At 60.2% G+C, this 17,073-nt stretch carries 21 protein-coding genes and 1 tRNA gene; 7 read left to right on the forward strand and 15 right to left on the reverse strand.

Annotated features, from left to right (window positions below; genetic code table 11):
- Positions 1 to 18: 18 nt before the first annotated feature.
- The 3 genes from P0D70_RS15840 to P0D70_RS15850 all read right to left on the reverse strand — a co-directional run bounded on the left by P0D70_RS15840 (position 19) and on the right by P0D70_RS15850 (position 1,967).
- Positions 19 to 855: an undecaprenyl-diphosphate phosphatase gene (locus tag P0D70_RS15840; protein WP_408185200.1), complete on the reverse strand. Its 837-nt coding sequence runs from the start codon at positions 853 to 855 to the stop codon at positions 19 to 21.
- 81 nt (positions 856 to 936) lie between these two features.
- Complete coding sequence (locus P0D70_RS15845; RefSeq protein WP_408185201.1) at positions 937 to 1,530, reverse strand: DUF1439 domain-containing protein; 594 nt, start codon at positions 1,528 to 1,530, stop codon at positions 937 to 939.
- Positions 1,531 to 1,625: 95 nt separating this feature from the next.
- The gene (locus tag P0D70_RS15850; protein ID WP_408185202.1) at positions 1,626 to 1,967 is read right to left on the reverse strand and encodes a YkgJ family cysteine cluster protein; all 342 of its coding nucleotides are present in this window, start codon (positions 1,965 to 1,967) and stop codon (positions 1,626 to 1,628) included.
- Positions 1,968 to 2,189: 222 nt separating this feature from the next.
- Here P0D70_RS15850 and hemN point away from each other — a divergent pair, with 222 nt between their 5' ends.
- The 4 genes from hemN to P0D70_RS15870 all read left to right on the forward strand — a co-directional run bounded on the left by hemN (position 2,190) and on the right by P0D70_RS15870 (position 5,738).
- Positions 2,190 to 3,575, forward strand: coding sequence for an oxygen-independent coproporphyrinogen III oxidase (gene hemN / locus P0D70_RS15855; RefSeq protein ID WP_091799778.1), 1,386 nt, complete (start codon positions 2,190 to 2,192; stop codon positions 3,573 to 3,575).
- A gap of 106 nt (positions 3,576 to 3,681) precedes the next feature.
- Positions 3,682 to 3,766, forward strand: a tRNA-Leu gene (locus P0D70_RS15860).
- 208 nt (positions 3,767 to 3,974) lie between these two features.
- Positions 3,975 to 5,198: a tyrosine-type recombinase/integrase gene (locus P0D70_RS15865; protein WP_408185203.1), complete on the forward strand. Its 1,224-nt coding sequence runs from the start codon at positions 3,975 to 3,977 to the stop codon at positions 5,196 to 5,198.
- A gap of 108 nt (positions 5,199 to 5,306) precedes the next feature.
- Entirely contained in the window at positions 5,307 to 5,738 is a 432-nt protein-coding gene (locus P0D70_RS15870) for a hypothetical protein (RefSeq protein WP_408185204.1), read from the forward strand.
- A gap of 115 nt (positions 5,739 to 5,853) precedes the next feature.
- On the opposite strand, the gene P0D70_RS15875 is transcribed toward P0D70_RS15870, so the two are convergent.
- Positions 5,854 to 6,084, reverse strand: a complete 231-nt coding sequence (locus P0D70_RS15875) for a helix-turn-helix transcriptional regulator (protein WP_165186905.1) — start codon at positions 6,082 to 6,084, stop codon at positions 5,854 to 5,856.
- 1 nt (position 6,085) lies between these two features.
- Positions 6,086 to 6,991: an integrase domain-containing protein gene (locus tag P0D70_RS15880; RefSeq protein WP_408185205.1), complete on the reverse strand. Its 906-nt coding sequence runs from the start codon at positions 6,989 to 6,991 to the stop codon at positions 6,086 to 6,088.
- 928 nt (positions 6,992 to 7,919) lie between these two features.
- Here P0D70_RS15880 and P0D70_RS15885 point away from each other — a divergent pair.
- Complete coding sequence (locus P0D70_RS15885; RefSeq protein WP_408185206.1) at positions 7,920 to 8,642, forward strand: hypothetical protein; 723 nt, start codon at positions 7,920 to 7,922, stop codon at positions 8,640 to 8,642.
- Between the two features lie 224 nt (positions 8,643 to 8,866).
- Here the strand turns inward: P0D70_RS15885 and P0D70_RS15890 are convergent, their stop codons facing one another.
- A complete protein-coding gene (locus tag P0D70_RS15890) occupies positions 8,867 to 9,448 on the reverse strand; it encodes a recombinase family protein (protein WP_408185207.1) in 582 nt (193 codons plus the stop codon).
- A gap of 190 nt (positions 9,449 to 9,638) precedes the next feature.
- On the opposite strand from P0D70_RS15890, the gene P0D70_RS15895 reads away from it, so the two are divergent.
- Positions 9,639 to 10,355: a hypothetical protein gene (locus P0D70_RS15895; RefSeq protein ID WP_408185208.1), complete on the forward strand. Its 717-nt coding sequence runs from the start codon at positions 9,639 to 9,641 to the stop codon at positions 10,353 to 10,355.
- Between the two features lie 208 nt (positions 10,356 to 10,563).
- Positions 10,564 to 11,052 (forward strand): hypothetical protein, encoded by a 489-nt coding sequence (locus tag P0D70_RS15900; protein WP_408185209.1) that lies wholly within the window; start codon positions 10,564 to 10,566, stop codon positions 11,050 to 11,052.
- A gap of 437 nt (positions 11,053 to 11,489) precedes the next feature.
- On the opposite strand, the gene P0D70_RS15905 is transcribed toward P0D70_RS15900, so the two are convergent.
- The 9 genes from P0D70_RS15905 to P0D70_RS15945 form a co-directional block, all read right to left on the reverse strand.
- Positions 11,490 to 12,347: a helicase RepA family protein gene (locus P0D70_RS15905; RefSeq protein WP_408185210.1), complete on the reverse strand. Its 858-nt coding sequence runs from the start codon at positions 12,345 to 12,347 to the stop codon at positions 11,490 to 11,492.
- The gene (locus P0D70_RS15910; protein WP_408185211.1) at positions 12,344 to 13,276 is read right to left on the reverse strand and encodes a toprim domain-containing protein; all 933 of its coding nucleotides are present in this window, start codon (positions 13,274 to 13,276) and stop codon (positions 12,344 to 12,346) included. Before P0D70_RS15910 ends, P0D70_RS15905 begins: the two co-directional genes overlap by 4 nt.
- On the reverse strand, positions 13,270 to 13,575 hold the full coding sequence (locus tag P0D70_RS15915; protein ID WP_408185212.1) for a helix-turn-helix domain-containing protein: 306 nt from the start codon (positions 13,573 to 13,575) through the stop codon (positions 13,270 to 13,272). Before P0D70_RS15915 ends, P0D70_RS15910 begins: the two co-directional genes overlap by 7 nt.
- 10 nt (positions 13,576 to 13,585) lie before the next feature.
- The gene (locus tag P0D70_RS15920) at positions 13,586 to 13,828 is read right to left on the reverse strand and encodes a helix-turn-helix transcriptional regulator (RefSeq protein WP_408185213.1); all 243 of its coding nucleotides are present in this window, start codon (positions 13,826 to 13,828) and stop codon (positions 13,586 to 13,588) included.
- A gap of 117 nt (positions 13,829 to 13,945) precedes the next feature.
- A complete protein-coding gene (locus P0D70_RS15925) occupies positions 13,946 to 14,503 on the reverse strand; it encodes a hypothetical protein (RefSeq protein WP_408185214.1) in 558 nt (185 codons plus the stop codon).
- 98 nt (positions 14,504 to 14,601) lie between these two features.
- Positions 14,602 to 15,111 (reverse strand): hypothetical protein, encoded by a 510-nt coding sequence (locus P0D70_RS15930; protein WP_408185215.1) that lies wholly within the window; start codon positions 15,109 to 15,111, stop codon positions 14,602 to 14,604.
- A 45-nt stretch (positions 15,112 to 15,156) separates the two neighbouring features.
- Entirely contained in the window at positions 15,157 to 15,627 is a 471-nt protein-coding gene (locus P0D70_RS15935; RefSeq protein ID WP_408185216.1) for a hypothetical protein, read from the reverse strand.
- Between the two features lie 114 nt (positions 15,628 to 15,741).
- A complete protein-coding gene (locus P0D70_RS15940; protein WP_408185217.1) occupies positions 15,742 to 15,978 on the reverse strand; it encodes a hypothetical protein in 237 nt (78 codons plus the stop codon).
- The gene (locus P0D70_RS15945) at positions 15,975 to 16,850 is read right to left on the reverse strand and encodes a hypothetical protein (RefSeq protein WP_408185218.1); all 876 of its coding nucleotides are present in this window, start codon (positions 16,848 to 16,850) and stop codon (positions 15,975 to 15,977) included. The genes P0D70_RS15940 and P0D70_RS15945 overlap by 4 nt, the downstream gene beginning before the upstream one ends.
- Between the last annotated feature and the right edge of the window lie 223 nt (positions 16,851 to 17,073).

The raw sequence follows: 17,073 nt of genomic DNA on the forward strand, positions 1-17,073 counted from the left end.
CAAGCAAAACGGGGCGGCTTACTCCGTCCAACTCAACGCGCCGCTATAGCCGACCAGCAGAATCAGCAATCCGAAGGCGATCCGATACCACGCGAACGCGGTGAAATCGTGCGCCGCGATATAGCGCAACAGCCAGCGCACGCAGGCAAAAGCACTGACGAACGCGGCCAGGAAGCCGAGCGTGAAGGTGCCGAGTGCGTCGACGGAAAGCAGATGCCAGTCTTTGTGCAACTCGTAAGCGGTCGCGCCGAAAATGATCGGAATCGCAAGGAAGAATGAAAACTCGGTGGCGACGCGCCGGTCAAGACCGAACAGCATCCCGCCGATGATCGTCGAGCCCGAGCGCGACATGCCTGGAATCAGCGCGAAACACTGCGCGAGGCCGACTTTCAGCGCGTCCACCGCGCTAAGGTCGTCCACGCTCTGCACGCGCGCCGCCGTCTCGCCACGGGTGCGCTGACGCGCTTCCGCCCACAGAATCACCACGCCACCCACCACCAGCGCGAACGCGACCGGCACGGGCGAGAACAACGCGGCCTTGATGGTCTTTTCGAATAGCAAGCCGAGCACGATCGCCGGAATCGTGGCGATGATCACGTTCAGCGTGAAACGGCGCGCATCGGGCCGGCTCGGCAGGCCCGCCACCACGCTGCCGATGCGCCGGCGAAACTCCCAGCACACGGCGAGAATCGCGCCGAGCTGGATCACGACATCGAAGGTTTTCGCGTGCTCATCGGTAAAGTTCAGCAGACTGCCCGCGACGATCAAATGCCCGGTGCTCGACACGGGCAAAAATTCCGTCAACCCTTCGACGACGCCCAGAATCAGCGCCTTGCAAGCCAATAGCCAGTCCATCCCTGCCCCTTTATCGCTGTATATAGTCGGAACGAACAGGGCCGACACGGAATGGCGCGGCCCTGCCGGCCGCGCACCGCGTCATTTTTCGACGATTTGTACGCGTATGCCGTTTGTAAGGATGGTAATTGTACCGGGTTCGTAATTCACACCGGCAAATTGCAGCTGTTCAGGCTTGAAGGTGTAGATCGGATAGTTGGCCAGCAACTGCGTGGCGAGCAGCCCCGCCGCGGCATTGATCTGCTGCGTATAGGCCTGCGCTTGCCCGCTCACGCTGACGTTGTCGACGTTCGGCGACCTGAGCACGACCGATTTGCTGGCGGCGTCGTAGGCCAGTTCGCTCGACAGCATGAACACGCCATCCACCGGCTGCGGCATGAAGGGACTGGCGAAGCGTGCGTCGAGCTTCACCGAGACGCGGTTTGCATCCGGCAGAAAACCGACCACGGGGTTGGCCAGCGCGACGTCGAACACCTGCGAGACCGTGCGTTGATACGGGAATTTGCGCTGCACCGCGTCCTGCACCTGCTGCTGAGAGAACGTGTAGTGCGAAGGGATGAACGGAAAAGTCGGCGTTGCGCAGGCCGCAAGCGAAACGGTGATGCCGAGCGCGCTGGAGCCTGTCAGCGCGGCAAGCAGGAAGCGGCGCCGGGCCGGCGCAGCGGGTCGAGTCATGCGAAATCTCCTGTGGAAACCCTTTCGGACATGCGATTGCGTGGTTCGTTTTCGGCGTGCGGCGCTTCGCTCATGCGTGCGCTCGCGCGCGTTTATCAGCGGGCCACCGGTTGAACGTGCGGTTGAGTCTGAGCTTCGAGCTGCGTGAGCCACGCGAGTGCTTCGCCGCGATTCGTGCCGCACATTTCAGTCTGCGGTTGCAAACCGGAACAGCACGCCGGCCGCTCCGGCCGGCCGAAGATCGCGCAGCGCAGGTCGTCGCCGAGTTGTACGCAGCGCACGCCGGCCGGCTTACCGTTCGGCATGCCCGGAATGGGACTCGAAATCGACGGCGCAATACAGCACGCGCCGCAATCGGGGCGGCACGCATGATCGGCCACGTGGAACGCGGACTCGCCCTTCACCGCGTACTTCGAGATTTCAGACACTTCATTCACCGCGTTCTTCCTGAACCCGACAACGGGCAATGCATTATCAGACCCGCATTGTGCCACTGCATTCCATGCGACCTTTTTACGCAATCGCGCGCGTGCGCGCTCACGTACACTCGGGGGCATCCTAAAGGCCATGTTCAAGAAGCGTCCGCGCTGTTCGATCCGGTCTCGCGAATCACAGCGGTTTCGCCTCTTCCTCGATGGCCGTCTGCCCTCGAGCCCCTCATGTCCACCGACAACACGCTGTTCCGCCCCGACCTGCTCGCCAAATACAGCGCGAACGGCCCACGGTATACGTCCTATCCGACCGCCCTGCAGTTCCGCGACGATTTCGATCCGGCCGACTATTTGCGCGCCGCTGCGGACCCGGGCGCATCGTCGACGGATCTCTCGCTGTATTTCCACATTCCGTTTTGCGACACCGTATGTTTCTACTGCGGCTGCAATAAGGTCGCCACAAAAAACCGCGCCCACGCCCGTCCGTACCTCGATCAATTGAAGCGCGAGATAGCCTTGCAGGCGGCCTGTTTCGACACGCGGCGTCCGGTATCGCAACTACATTGGGGCGGCGGCACGCCGACGTTTCTGTCGCACGATGAAACGGCCGAACTGATGGCCGCCACGCGTGAGCATTTCACACTGCTGCCCGACGCCGAAGCCGAGTATTCGATCGAAGTCGATCCGCGCGAAGCGTCGCCCGAGACGATCGCGCATTTGCGCAAGCTCGGCTTCAACCGGCTGAGCCTCGGCGTGCAGGATTTCGATCCGGTCGTGCAGCAGGCCATCAATCGTATTCAACCGCTCGAGATGACCGCGTCGGTCATGCAGGCCGCGCGCGACACCGGCTTTCACTCGATCGGCGTCGATCTGATTTATGGGTTGCCGCATCAAACGGTCGAGAGCTTCAGCCGCACGCTCGACACGATGATCGAACTCGCGCCCGATCGCCTTTCGGTATTCGCCTATGCCCACATGCCGCAACTCTTCAAGATGCAACGGCAGATGGACCCCGCCACACTGCCCTCGCCTGATGCCCGGCTCGCGATCCTGCAGCGCGTGGTCGAACGTCTGACGGGCGCGGGCTATGTGTACATCGGCATGGATCACTTCGCGCTGCCCACCGACGAACTCGCGCGCGCCCAGGCGCAGCGAACCTTGCATCGCAACTTCCAGGGCTACAGCACGCGAGCCGACTGCGATCTGATCGGCTTCGGCGCATCGTCGATCGGCAAGGTCGGCGACGTCTACGCGCAGAACGCCAAGGACCTGCCTGGCTATGCGGCGGCGGTCGATTCAGGCAAGCTCGCCATCGCGCGCGGTGTGCGCCTGACCGCCGACGACCGACTGCGCCGCGACGTGATCACTCAGTTGATGTGCAACCTGGAGTTGCGCTTCGATGAATTCGAAGCGGCATATGGCATCCGCTTCGCCAACGCGTTCGAGCCGGAGCTGGAGCGTTTGCGCGGCTTCGAAGAGGACGGTCTGGTGTCGCTCGGCGCGCGTAAGCTCGAAGTGCGGATGGCCGGCCGCATGCTCGTGCGCAACATCGCGATGGTGTTCGACCGTTACCTCGGCCAACAGGCACTCGAACGGTTTTCGCGTACGGTGTGAACGCTTTGACGTGGATGAAAGCAACTGGCTTGCCCGTCGTCCAATTTTCGGCCATAATCTGCGTCTTCGCCGCGCGCCAGATTCTGACGCGTGCGCTGCAAGACCTGCCCAGGTGGTGAAATTGGTAGACGCAGGGGACTCAAAATCCCCCGCCGCAAGGCGTGCCGGTTCGATTCCGGCCCTGGGCACCAACAAGTTTCCAAGCAACACCCAACGACACCAAGAGAACCCCGCCAAGTCTAGCTTCGCGGGGTTTTTTGTTGCAAACTATGCCCACCGATTGCCAGCCAAAACAACCCCCGCTCAGGGGTTTTTCCGGGGGTTGTCCGTCGTTTCGGCCAGCGAGCAACGAAAAAGACCCCCGCAATGCCCTTGCGAGCGCCGTAAGGAGCACCATGCATGGCTCTTACCGATCTCGCGGTTCGCAGTGCCAAGCCAGCCGAGAAGCAACAGAAGCTCTTTGATAGCGGCGGACTGTTCCTGCTCATAACTCCGGCGGGCGGAAAGCGCTGGGTACTGAAGTACCGCATCAACGGGAAAGAGAAAAGCCTCGCGCTCGGCATGTACCCGGAAGTGTCTCTAGTCGAAGCGCGCAAGCGGCGCGACGCAGCTCGGGAGAAGCTGGCATCGGACATCGATCCCGGTGAGGCGAAGAAAGCGGACAAGCGCGCTGCGAAGCTGGCAGCGGCAAACTCCTTCGAATCGGTTGCCCTCGCATGGATGGATGAGCGCCGCCCCTACATCGAATCGGCGCAGTACGACAAAACGCTGGCACGCTTCAAGAACGATGCCTTCCCGTGGCTCGGAAAGCGCCCCATCTCGGAGATCGAGGCGCCCGAGCTCCTTGACGCGTTGAAGCGAGTCGACAGCCGCGGCGCGCGCTTCACGGCTCACCGGCTGCGCGGCGAGATCAGCCGCGTATTCCGCTTTGGAATCAAGGAGGGTTTCTGCAAGTCCGACCCCGCGCGCGACCTGATGGGCGCTATCCCGCCTGCCCAAACGACCCATTTCGCCTCAATCACCGAACCCACGAAGGTGGGCGAAATGCTGCGTGCGTTCGATGGCTTCAATGGCACATTCCCGGTGCTCTGCGCGCTCAAACTGGCGCCGATGCTGTTTGTCCGGCCCGGTGAGTTGCGTCAGGCCGAGTGGGCAGAGATCGATCTGGACAAAGCCGAATGGCGCTACCACGTCAGCAAGACGAGGACAGAGCATCTGGTGCCGCTCTCCACGCAGGCAGTGGCAATTCTTCGCTCACTCCATTCCCTGACCGGGTCGGGCCAGTACGTGTTCCCCGGTGCGCGCGATCGCAAACGCCCAATGAGCGAAGCTGCGATCAACGCAGCGCTGCGCCGGCTCGGCTATGACACCCGCACTGAGATCACCGGGCACGGCTTCCGAGCAATGGCGCGCACCATCCTCCATGAGGAGCTGGAGCAAAAGCCGGAAGTAATCGAGCACCAGCTCGCGCACGCGGTACCCGATAACCTTGGCGGCGCGTACAACCGCACGAAATTCATCAAGGAGCGGCGTGCGATGATGCAAAAGTGGGCCGACTACCTTGATGGAATCAAGGCTGGCGCGCAGATCATCCCGATCAGCGCGGCACCCGGAACCGCATAGGCGGGCTGCCTGATCACATTTGAGATACCTGCCAGTGTTTTCCGTCGCCGTACGGCGGTCTCATCTTCATCCATTTGCGCAAGAACCAAAAACGCTCTGGAGCTCCCAATGCCCGACGCCGAAAACATCGATCGCTTCAACAGGATCGCCTCGGAAACCTTCGCGATGCTTTACTCGTACTTTCCCCAAGGTTGCAATTTCGGCCCCGAAGATTTCGACATTCCCAAGGACCAGTTCGGCGGCGTCACACGAGAGGACGCGGCTTTTGTCTTCTCGACGGTTAAGTGGCTGGAGGAGGAAGGCTATCTGCGCACGAAGGGAGCCAGCTTGGCGGGTGATTTCCATGGAACGGTCCTCACAGGGAAAGGCCTCGCTGTACTGAAGCTCGTTCCAGACGCACTAGCCAATCCGGCTCCGCTCGGAGAACAGATTCAGGCAGCTGTGAAGAGCGGTTCATTGACAGTTGCAAAAACGCTTCTGACCACCGCCCTCGATGTAGGCGTCAAATACACCCTCGCGCGGGCGGGCTTTCCTGCGTGACGGGAAACCAGCGTTAACGGCCTTCAACCAAGCGGCACGGCCTCCCACTCAGCCGTTGCCGTCGAGCACGCGATGGGCGCCGACCTATCGAGCGCCAATACATCGCCCTAGTGATCTACCCGGCAGCCACCGTATTTTCCGCGCGATAGCCCAGCGGGTCCGCAAGCCAGCTATGCACTTCACAATTTCGCCAGACGGTGCATCGTTGCGTCAGTTGTATCGGCTGCGGCGCGCGACCTTCCAGACAGCGCTTCCGCCACGTCTCCCGCGACACCCCCACGAACGGCGCAATTTGGTCCCAGCGCGAGAGGCCCACCAGCGGCAAGGTATCGATGTGCTTGTGCATCTCACGCCTCCCCGCCGGTAAGCGCTTCACGGCCATAGACCTGCTCGACCCACGTTCCGCGCCCGTCTCCATGCCCGAGCCATGTCGACACGCCGGCAGCGGCTTCCCGCCGCGATACGCCGGCCGCCTTCATCCGCTGAAGATGCTCCGTCGCGTAGGCGTACCGGAGACTGTGAGGCGCCCGCTCGCCAGTCATGCCGACTGCGGCCATCACGTAGTGATAACGGCTCATGGCCTGATGGAGATGCGGTTTGCGCACCAGCTTGCCGCCGTGTTGTCGCGCCAAATCGATCGCCCGCCGCACAGCGCCGGCGGCGCGCTGGCGGTCCAGCGCTGGGCTGCGGCGAGTCTTGCCGCCCTTCGTGCCATGGATGATCGTGACAAGCCCGTCGCCGAAAGAATTGAGAAGCGCCCGTTCCCAGTCAGCCAATGACTTGACGCACCGAACACCTTCCTCTGCACGCAGACCGAGTTCAAGCTGCAACACCAGCACCATCGCGATGCCCGGATCAATTGCAGCGACGGCGGCGCGGTATGGTTCGAACTCTTCGCGACTCATCGGGCGCTTGGTGCCTGCGCGGCTCGCGCCCGAGATGCCAAGTTCGGTGTTGCTCATCTTGTCCGCAAACGGGCGACGTTTTATTCCTTCCAGCGCGGTCCGCACATGCGCCAGATTGTTGGCGACCGTGCGCTTCGATCGGCCGCGCGCGCCCATGTCGGCTGACCAAGCCCTGATGTGCTTCTCCTTCAGTTGCCCCGTCGTGTGAATCTGGAAGCCTGTGTTCCAGAGAAAGCCCGCAAAACGCGCGAGCGCCTGCTCCCGGCCTTTGTAGGTCAGGTTGCCCTGTTTGCCACGCGCTCTGCGCGCAGCACGGCACAGGTCAGCCGTAAGCGATTCTTGAGACATGCGTACCCCGACAGTCCAGTCTGACGCTCGACCCCAGGTTGTCTCCCACAATGGGCCACGGTAAGCCTGCGCATAGCGCATGGGAGACAACAAACGGGGGCACGAGCGCCGGCTTGGTGAGATTGAGGGTGTTCTGCGCCAGCAAGCTGACGTAGCTCGTCGCGCTAAGCCCGTAAGAGCGCTCGCGCGGCGGGAGGACACCTCTCCCCGTTTGTTCCGTGAATTTGGCTTTGTCGACCGATCGGGAGCGCCATTGCCCGACCGCGGTAGTTGATGGGTGTCTGGTACTGCTGGACACCGAATTAGGCGCACGCGCTCGATGGCGTCGGCCGATGCCTTGAAACGAGGCGATGGACGAACGAGCCGAGGCGTGGCGATGGCGCTTGGGGAAGCGCGCGTCTCAAGTTGATTGCCGGCGGACGGCTTTTCACGGAACAATCGGATTTCGGGGTAAGCCTTCCGCAGAACGCGGAAAGCAGCGGCACCACCTGACGGCGGCGCTTCTTCACATGTCGCCCCGAAACTGCGGACGGATTTTGGATGTCGGGCCCAACTTCGATTTAAAAACGGTGGTTAATCACCGCGCCCGCATTGCGAGCTTTCACTTAATGGCTGGATATGTTCCAGCGGACGGTCGATGCCCGTTCGGGCGGTAACGCCAGCGCAGATTAAACCGACAAATACCGGTCTGGCAACAACTTTTTGATGGCACTCACTTCAGGAGGAAAAGGCATCGAGCGACGGCGGACTCGATTACAGAGTGACGCAACTTTTCTTGCAGCAGGCACAAGGCAGGCAAGCCGATAACGCAAAGTGACGCGCCGAAAAATGCGCTGCGCATCCTTGGAGAAGCCGCCGGTCTTTCGCTACGGTCTCATGTAGAATCGGCGCGCCCCCAGCGACGCTGACAACCAGCCAGAGGTAGACAATGAACTGGAAAGCCCCCAGATGGATGGTACCGTTCGGCGCGACATGCGCGGCCGTCTCGGTAATAGCCGGTCTTTTCCACAACGATGGATTGCTTTGGCCCGGCCTTTGGATTTTCGTCGCGACTCTGATCGCTGCGAATATCGATCGTATCGACAAGCTTAAGGCCGGCACCAGTGGAATCGAATTTGAAGCCAGACGAGTGGTAGAGGAAGCGAAGTCAACGGTGGTAGAGATGCAAATGCTCGCCAAACACCTTGCGACGATCAGCCTTTCTCTCGTAAAGCGCAGCGCCAGAATCGGCGGGTTCCCGCCTGCCGAAGAGGAAGAGATCCGGGAGCGCACGCTTCAACTCCTACGGTCAGCCCACGTCCCGGAAACCGAGATCCCAGACGTCCTGGCTGAATGGCACCGATGGGTGTTTAACGACTACGTTCTCGGCATACTGGGAAACGGCATGACGCCAGATGGCTTGGGGCAACCGGAAGTGTCAGTCTGGAAAGAAATGCGGCGGCGCGCCTACAGCGACGATCGACCGACTGCGGCAGAGATCCGTGACTGGCTTAACCGACATGGCTATGCCAGCCAAGAACGGCTCGAACTGCTTGAGGATTACCAGTTTTACCTTGAGAACAAACGGCATCGGCGCCCTGAAGTATGGGCAAGCCATCATGAATGGCCGCGTTTAACCCCAGCACGCGACCAAGCAACGAACGAGATCTGATTGCGTTGCTCGGGTCTATCGATCCGCGCTGCCGACGATGGGTCGGGTGGCTGCCAGCAGCGCGCAAGATCCGGGCGGCCGCAGCTTGCCATGCACATGTCATGTAAGCCTCGCAACGTCGCCATGTACCCAATGAGCACGCCGCCCTTCACCGGTGGCCAAATCCGTAGCGGTTGCCGGCGAGGCGCAGTGATACGATCACCCCAGTTTCACAGACCACTGCCCTATTCGCCGCGGGCATCTCTCACGCGCATGATCGTCTGACGGCTGGTCGAGAACTCCTTGGCCAAGGATGCGACGCTGGCGCCTGAGGCCAGTTGCCGGAGCACAGCGTTCCGCTGCTCGACGCTCAAGGCAGCCGGACGTCCGAATACTTTTCCTTCGGCTTTCGCGCGGCGCAGCCCCGACTGGGTGCGTTCGATCAGCAAATCCCGCTCGAATTCGGCGACGGCAGAGATCACCTGCATCGTCATGCGGCCGGCAGCGCTCGTGAGATCCACGCCGCCGAGTGCCAAGCAGTGAACACGAACACCCGCGCCGGCCAACTGCTCAACTGTCGCGCGCACGTCCATCGCATTGCGGCCCAGTCGATCGAGCTTGGTTACCACGAGAACATCGCCTGGCTCAAGCCGATCGAGTAGCTTCGCGAAACCGGGGCGTTCGGCGGCGGCAACGGAGCCGCTGATCGCTTCTTCGACGACTCGCCGCTTGTCGATCGCAAAGCCGGCGGACTCTATTTCTCGCCGCTGGTTCTCGGTCGTTTGGTCGGCAGTGGAAACCCGGCAGTAGGCGAAGACACGTGACATTTTGAGCCCGGCATGTACGAAAATGATGTACGAATGTTAGGGCATGTCCAAAATGTCTGCAAGCTATATTTCGTACATAGCTTGGCATACCTGTACGTAACCGTTCGTTTTTGGACATAGGCGGGCAACCTCGGGCAAGATCGCGCCGTGTCTGCGTTAAACCTTTGTGAGCCAAGTGCCGATATCACAGATGTCGGGCGACACCTCGCGCATGCCGGCGAGCGCTCTCGGTACATTGGTAATGGAAATGAAAAAACGGATTGCGGCGGTGCTACTGGTCACAGCTTCTCTTGCCGGCCCGGCCGAATCCTTCGGAGACGACGCCTGCACGGCACGTGCGCAAGCAGATAGACGACTAGATCCAATCCGCGCCAAGCTTCCTGAAGTCATCACATCACCCACGATGCAACAGTTGGCCGATCACATAAAGCCGACGAAGACCGAGAAAAAGGCGCTCGTTGCCTATGACGAGGATCGATCGTTCTGCGAGCAACAGTTCGGCGCCCAATTCACCGGTGACGCGGCAGGCGCCTTCTCGATTTTCGTCTCCAATTCGAGAAAGCTGCGGGCATCGCTCTATTCCGGACAAATCGACTACGCCACGTTTGTTGCTTCCGATTCGGACAACTTGCAGGCGTTCGTGAACTACAACACCGCTCTTCAGACTCGCGCGCAGGCCCAAGCTGCGGCAGCTAAACAGGCCAAGGAGCGGGCAGAACAGCAAGAACGCCTGGCAAACGAAGCGCTGGAGCAACAACAGGAAGAATTTGAGGCGGACCAGAAGCGCCAGAAGATGCAGGCGATCAGTGACGCCCTCCAGCGATTCAGCGACTCCCTGAGGCGTCCGCAACCCGTCGTCACCAATTGCCAGAGCTCGTACGGAAACACTCGCTGTACCACGTACTGAATCTCCTCGGGCAATGAACCTGTTGCCGGCCCCGCGATCAAGCCTTTTATCCAAAGCCAGACCAGCGAGAAGCGCGCCGCCGGAAGTCGTGATTTCACACAGCTACGCGAACCCTCGCTAATGTCGGAGAGTCGCCTACGCTATCGACGCAACCGATACCGCATCCGTTACCATCCGCATAAAACCAGACGGCAACGGGGGCAAGGTCATGAGTGAAACACAGTCGAAACTGTGGTTTTCAGGGATTGCGTTCATTCCATACGCAATTCTGGCGTATGGGTTCAACTGGCTCATTAAAGGCAGCGACCACGATTTAACTATCGCGATCATTGTGGTCCTTGGCGGGCGCTTGGTGTACGGGCTGATAGATAACGTAACCGCCGCCCTGACATGGCGTTTGCATGGCCGCAAACGCGCGATCGAAGCCTTCTTGAGGCTGATGCGCGAGAATCGTATGCCGCGGCGCGGAAGCCCGACGGACAGCCTCGCAAGCTATCTGGGCTATGTCGACAGCGACGATGAGACCAATGCGGTTATCCGTAGCGCCGCGCGCCAAATATTTACAATCATCGAGCAGTCGCATCATGATGGTCTGATGGGCGGCAACCGGGTCGAAAAAGCGGCTCAGGAGGCGTACAAGCGCTACCAAGATAAACTGCCGGCATTCCGATTGCCAGATTGGATTGAGACCGAATGAGCACCTCAAACCCGTTCGTAGCGCCCGAAAGTAGTTCCGAATTCCCGTCGGCCGGCGCCGCAATCATCATCGCTGGCTCCAAGAAGTGAGCCGCCTGGTGCTCTCTTTTATGGACTCGGAAAACTCGTCGTCTCTCGCGCGCGCGTGCGCATTGGTCCCGAAAGCTATCTGCCTTTCTGGGATCAAGAAGCCATTTGAGTTATCGGAAATCCCATCGGTAAACGCGCAGATCCGTACGCTGCCTGTTCGGCGGAGTACGGATCTGCGCACCGGATCTGCCTACCTGACGCGGCGCGCGCGAATAAAACCGCTACACGTCATGGTGCTGGTAGTAAATGTACTCGTGCCAACCAGATACACCGTAGTGGTGGTGCTGACGGAGATACGGACAGTCGGGGTATTGACTGCTGCTTGCTGGCCCGTCGCAAAGGTCGCCACTATGAACTGGTACGCGCCCGTGTTTCGCCGTCATCATCGACACCTAGCTCAACCAGCGCCAGGCGGAAGGCCTGCGAATCGCCATCGACACCGTCACGGGATTTGGCGATCTTGAAGGACCGCTGATCTCCGTCTCGCGAGACCTCAAGACAGCCGTCCATCGCGCCGAAGAACGACGAGTGGCCGCGCGCGCCGGCAGACGTGTCCTTTCCGGTGTGGTGGACGACCAGCGCAAGGCCATCGATCGCACGCCGCAGAGAATCGACGTTTTGCAGGAATGCCCCCATCGAATCCGAGGTGTTCTCATCCCCACCCGGCATGCACCGCGCCAGTGTGTCGATGACAACGAGCCCGACCGTGCCAATCCGCTTTTCTGCCGCCCTGATCGCCGAGACGAGCGCGTCAAGATCTGCCATGCCGCGCAACAGGTCGACAGGGGATGGCACGACTTCCAGAGCAATATCCTGATGGTCGTCTCCCAGGGCTGCGCGCAGACGATCGGAAATCCCGGCTTCGCCCTCGGCGGCGACATACACAACGCCTGTCCTGTTCACGCGCCGCCCGAACCAAGGTTGTCCACGAGCAATGGCGAGCGAGACATCCAGCGTCAGGAAGGTCTTCCCCGACGCGGATGGCCCATAGATCGCCGCTACACCTTTGGTAGGCAATACACCCTTCACGAGGTACGTCTGGCGCTCCCCGGACAGGAGTACATCGATCGGCACCGCGTGGATCTTGGTTTCAGCCACATCGTGGCCTCTTGAGGACTCGGAAAACTCGGGCGCCGCATCTTCGCGGTACTGATTCATATCGAATACCGGAGCGCCGTCTACCCAATCGCGGAATTCGGCTTTCATGCCGCCCTCCGCAGATAGTCGTTCGCGTCATCTCCTGCTACAGGCGCCTTCGCAATCCGGACTTCCCTGTCCTCGCTCGCCCATGCGATAGCGCATGCCTTTGCGGCACGCGCTCCCGCCTCGTCGTGATCCTCTGCGATCAGCAGCGACTCAACGCCAGCGAGAACAGGGAATTTAGTCAGATTGCCGGCGTCGATTAACGCCCACGCAGGTTGAAACACTCGCGCAAGACTGAGCGCCGTCTCGATGCCCTCGGCAATTGCGAGCCCTTGCGTCAATGCTTCATCCGGCCACAGGCGGATTACGCCGCCGGCTTTGCGGTGGCCGCCGAGGAGCAGGCGTGGCGGTTCCACGTCGGCTTTGGTACCGTCGGCATTTATCCATGTGCGGTGAAGTGAGATTGGTTCGCGGCTTGCAACGTCGGTAACGAGCGCCACGAGGCACGGCCCGACGTAACCGGCAGGATGACGCGCCGCCGGATCAAATCTGAGGTCGCCGTCCGCCGGCGGGACAGCGCACTGGCGCGCTTGCAGATACGCCGAGCCGACATCCCTGACGGGCCCAATCGACTCCCAGTAGCGCATCCAACGCGGATCGAGCACTTCACGGATCTCGCGCTCCGGTTGCGGCTGCCGGGTTCTCGCTGGAGTCGGGTGATGCATCGGTGACGAATTGGACCAGCCTGCGTCGAGGGCGGTACGGAACAGCGTCGCGGCGCCGATTCCGCCAGACGAAGCGAAAGAGCGCCAGACAGCGCGCGCTTCCCGTTCGCCGCCATAGTTGGCACCGGCCGCGCACCAGTCGATCCAATCGACGACATCCAGATCAGCCGCTTTCGCCGCCATCCCGATGCGAATCCATTCCGCACGGTCGCAACCGGCGTCGAGATGGAAAAGCGCAGAGCGTGCACGTTCGATGTCGCTCAGCATGCGGCCGCCTCGGCGATCAGGTGATACCGCGCCACGCGATGCTCGCCGCCTTCCGGAGTGACTTCGTGCGACCACACGGTGGAGATCTGATGGCCGGCGCAACGCAGCTCCATGACGCGCGCCGCCGGATGCATCACATCGATTCGGTGGCGCGCATCGAGCGTCGAAAGAGAACCGTGCTGGCGCAGGAAGTCCAGAATGCGATGCCGTTGAGCAGCCGCATCATTTCCGTTAGACTGCGATTGGGATTTAACTTGAGCCGCGCCTGCGAGGGTTGCGGCTTTTTTGTTTTTTGCCATGGCAAGCCCCTCAAGCAGCCAACGCCTGCGCTTGATAGGCGGCCGGATTCTTCATCCACCGGTGGACTTCTTCGTTGCTGTAAACCGTGCACCGCTCAGACCAGCGTTGCGGCTGAGGCGCCCGGCCATCTTTCACCAGCTTTCGCCACGTCTCGCGACTGACCGGAATGAAATGCTGGAGTTGGTTCCAGCGGGAGAATCCCATTGCGGGAAGCGTTTCGGGGACTTTGCTAACTTCGGCATTTGCACGCATGCTTTGTCGCTCCTAGGCGTCGTTTGCATGTTGCAAATGATGGTCGTCAGAAATCTCCGTTCATGATTAATCTACTAGTTTAATTCGCACAGCCGCGAAGCCCGAACGTAACCGTGCTCACCATCCTAGGTTCAGGATAGCGGCGTCCCATTCAGCTAGCGTCCCCGATGCTTCGTGATACCGGTAAGCATCGCGGCAAACGGTCGTCCACCTGTCGTCCTTAGCTTCCTGATACTTCTGCCGTAGCGTTTCGCCTACGTTTGAGCCGCGCACCATGTCTTTCCACGGCTCCCGTTTAGCCAGGTGGCCAGCTGCAGATGTCACGTTAAGGCGCGGATTCTTTTCGATGAGCCGTTCTATCTCAACGGCAAGATATCCATTTGCCAGATCGTCCCACTTGGTTCTCGGTCCCACGCGACGCCGTTCGGTCTCTACCTGGAACCCTGGCACGAAGTCAATCGCCAGTGCCATCGCAAGTTCAGCGAAGCGACCGTGCGGGATGTCGTAGTGGTCAAACAGAAGTAACAACTTTTCCGCGCGGGCCGTGTTGGCCGCGTCTGAATACCTTCGATGCGCGTGCTCTTCGGAACTGAAAATCTCGATCAGACCGGGCGGCTGAACGAAGATAGGTTTGCCGAGCGCCTCTTTAAATCGCTTTGGACGGACGTGTCCCATTTGCGCCCCTGTCGCGCACCCTAATTCGGGAGCCGCGCCAGCGAAGTAGGGTGCTCCGTTTTTGCCCCGTCGGGCTAGGCGCGGCTTTGACCTTCATGTTACGCGATACCGCAACGATCGTTCGAGCTGTCCGACAGCGCCAAAACCTTTCTCTTAAATGATTGAAACGCATCGTCGCATCGGGCCGCCTTGATACGCGACCGGTCAGGGCGCACTGCGGTAAAGGCCAGGTCGATAGCCGCTTGCCTGGATTCGAGTTGAGATTGGCGCTCGCCAATTCTGCCAGCGAGATCGATCGATAGACGCCACCAATCAGCCGGGCAACTTTTCCACTCGCGCGACTTGATCCCTTTCGGTTGAGCGCGCCGAAGCCGAAATATGTTACGACCGCTCTGCCATTCGACATAGTTGTCAGTCGTATCAAGCCAAATCACATCAGGTGACACAATGCCCTCTGCCAGTATCTGGGCCTTGGTGCCGACGTAGCACGCGGCGTCGCCAATCAGGATGTCGATTTTCATTTCCGCCATATTCGTTAGCGGTGCCATAGGCGGTTGCGAAAAAGGGCCGCCGTGGTGATTCGTGTCTGCATGAGAAGTGGATGACATGCTTATCTCCGGATATATCAGGTTGTTTGCGGCACAGTTGACCGACTAAAACGAAACGCGGGCGAATACTGCAATGCAGTTATAGCCTTCCTTCTGAGCCGGCGGGATGTACACCGCCTCAACCGACACGCGTCTGTACGTCACGCCGATACTCGGAAGCGCCCCCGGCCCGTGATGCCCGGAGCCGTTCAAATAGCCCGCGCGCAGGCTCGCGAACGCCGACCAGTTGTCCGAGATCGGCACTATGTACTGATAACCGCCATAGACCGTATAGGCTTGCTGGCGGAACGTGTCGCGGTAGGTCAGACCGCCGACGAACCATCCAGTCCCGTTGAACCGGTATTCCAGGCCGCCACCCCAGTTGTACTGGTTGACGTTGTAGCCGATCTCGCCGGGCGGCACCTGATGGCCGAAGTGCCAAGACTTTCCGAGCAAGATGAGATCGGTTTCGGCATGCGCAGACGCGCAGGAAAGGGCAATCACCGCGGCGAATGCGGTATTCTTGAAAGCAGCCATGAGCTCGACTCCGTTACAGTCGGGTTTGTGGTCAGGGACGGCTGGCGCGCCAACGCCTTCCGTCCCGCCTCTTGCGACAATTGAATTCCCTTCTATTCCCTTGTGAATTGCGTTCTATAAACGTGCGACTTCGCTAATCTCGCGCGTAATCCGGATCGCCATCAACATGGCGCGTGCCAGATTGGTGACGGCCGCATCGATCCGCGCCAACCGTTCATCTGCTGTTTGCTCGACATTGCAAGGCGACTTTATGAGAGGCAATACAGTCGCAACCGGAACACCAGGTACCGGATGAATGCGACGACGGCCGCGCTTGCGGTAGACAGGAAGAGCACGTATGTTGTCGTTCATAGCCGGGCCTCGTCAGACGTGGAATGTTTCTTTACGACCCGCTCAATTTCATCAGAACGGGCTGTTCGATCGAACTTGATCGTTGTCCGCTGAATCGTCTGTCGTAAATCGAGCGCTTTCCGCAGAATGGCGGCCCGGCTTTCGGCGTCGAGGCTGAAACCTCCCTTACTGTCATAGGCCACCTGTTCAACCATGCCAACAGCCATTGCAGCAAGCTGAGAGAACCAGCGCTGGTAATCCGATTGCGACGCCGGCAGCGAATTGATCTCGCGCTCTACCGCCGACTTTGCCTCCTGAAGGGCTTCTCGCGGACTTGGAATTTCTCCGGTGGCAAGCTTAACGTGCACGCTGTATCGGTCGCGGCTTCGGCGAATTATGATCTTTCGCTCAGCGCCGAAGATGCAGGCCTCAAATTCTCCGATTCGGCCACCACGAGAATCGGTGTGCAGCCATTGAGGTCGCGCTATCCCAGTAAGAACAAGTGCGTCGCGGTGGCCGTCGAACACTGCATATCCGCCTGCCATTCCGACAGCTAACGTGGCCGTCACGTTGCCGGCCTCTGTGGCGATGCGTCCCTTGACTTCGGATCTACGTTCGACCCGCCACCTTACATTCGCCACCGTCGACGAGTTCGTAGCGGCGTCAACGTCCCTTGAAAATCGCGACACAAACAGGCAGCGACGCCATTCGTCCACTATGTCTTCTTCCCGCCGCAGCCACGGCGCGACGCGCACCAGTACTGCGTTATCGTCAATGCGTCCACGGAATGAAAGAACAGCGGCAGTGCCAACGGGATTGAGGATGTCGAAATGCCGCCCTTCGCGGCACGACACTCGCCTCAGATCGCGAAGCGCCACGACGTTGTTATGCATGAGACATCCCCTCAAATCGAGCGCAGGAAAGTGCGCATGTGGGTCGAAAAGATGGTGCGGTTGGGTAAGGCTGGCAGGGCACGAAGCCCTTCCTGGCCGACTTGGAAACCCGAAAGATTTCTCGGGCCCACGCGCGCGCTTCGCTTTCATGTCGGCGCAAGTTATCGCGATGCGCGTTTAGACAAACACACTCTACGACGTCGATATCCGCTCCACGGGGCGC

Origin of the sequence: Paraburkholderia sp. RL17-381-BIF-C (genome assembly GCF_046026435.1) — a bacterium.
Classification (GTDB): domain Bacteria; phylum Pseudomonadota; class Gammaproteobacteria; order Burkholderiales; family Burkholderiaceae; genus Paraburkholderia.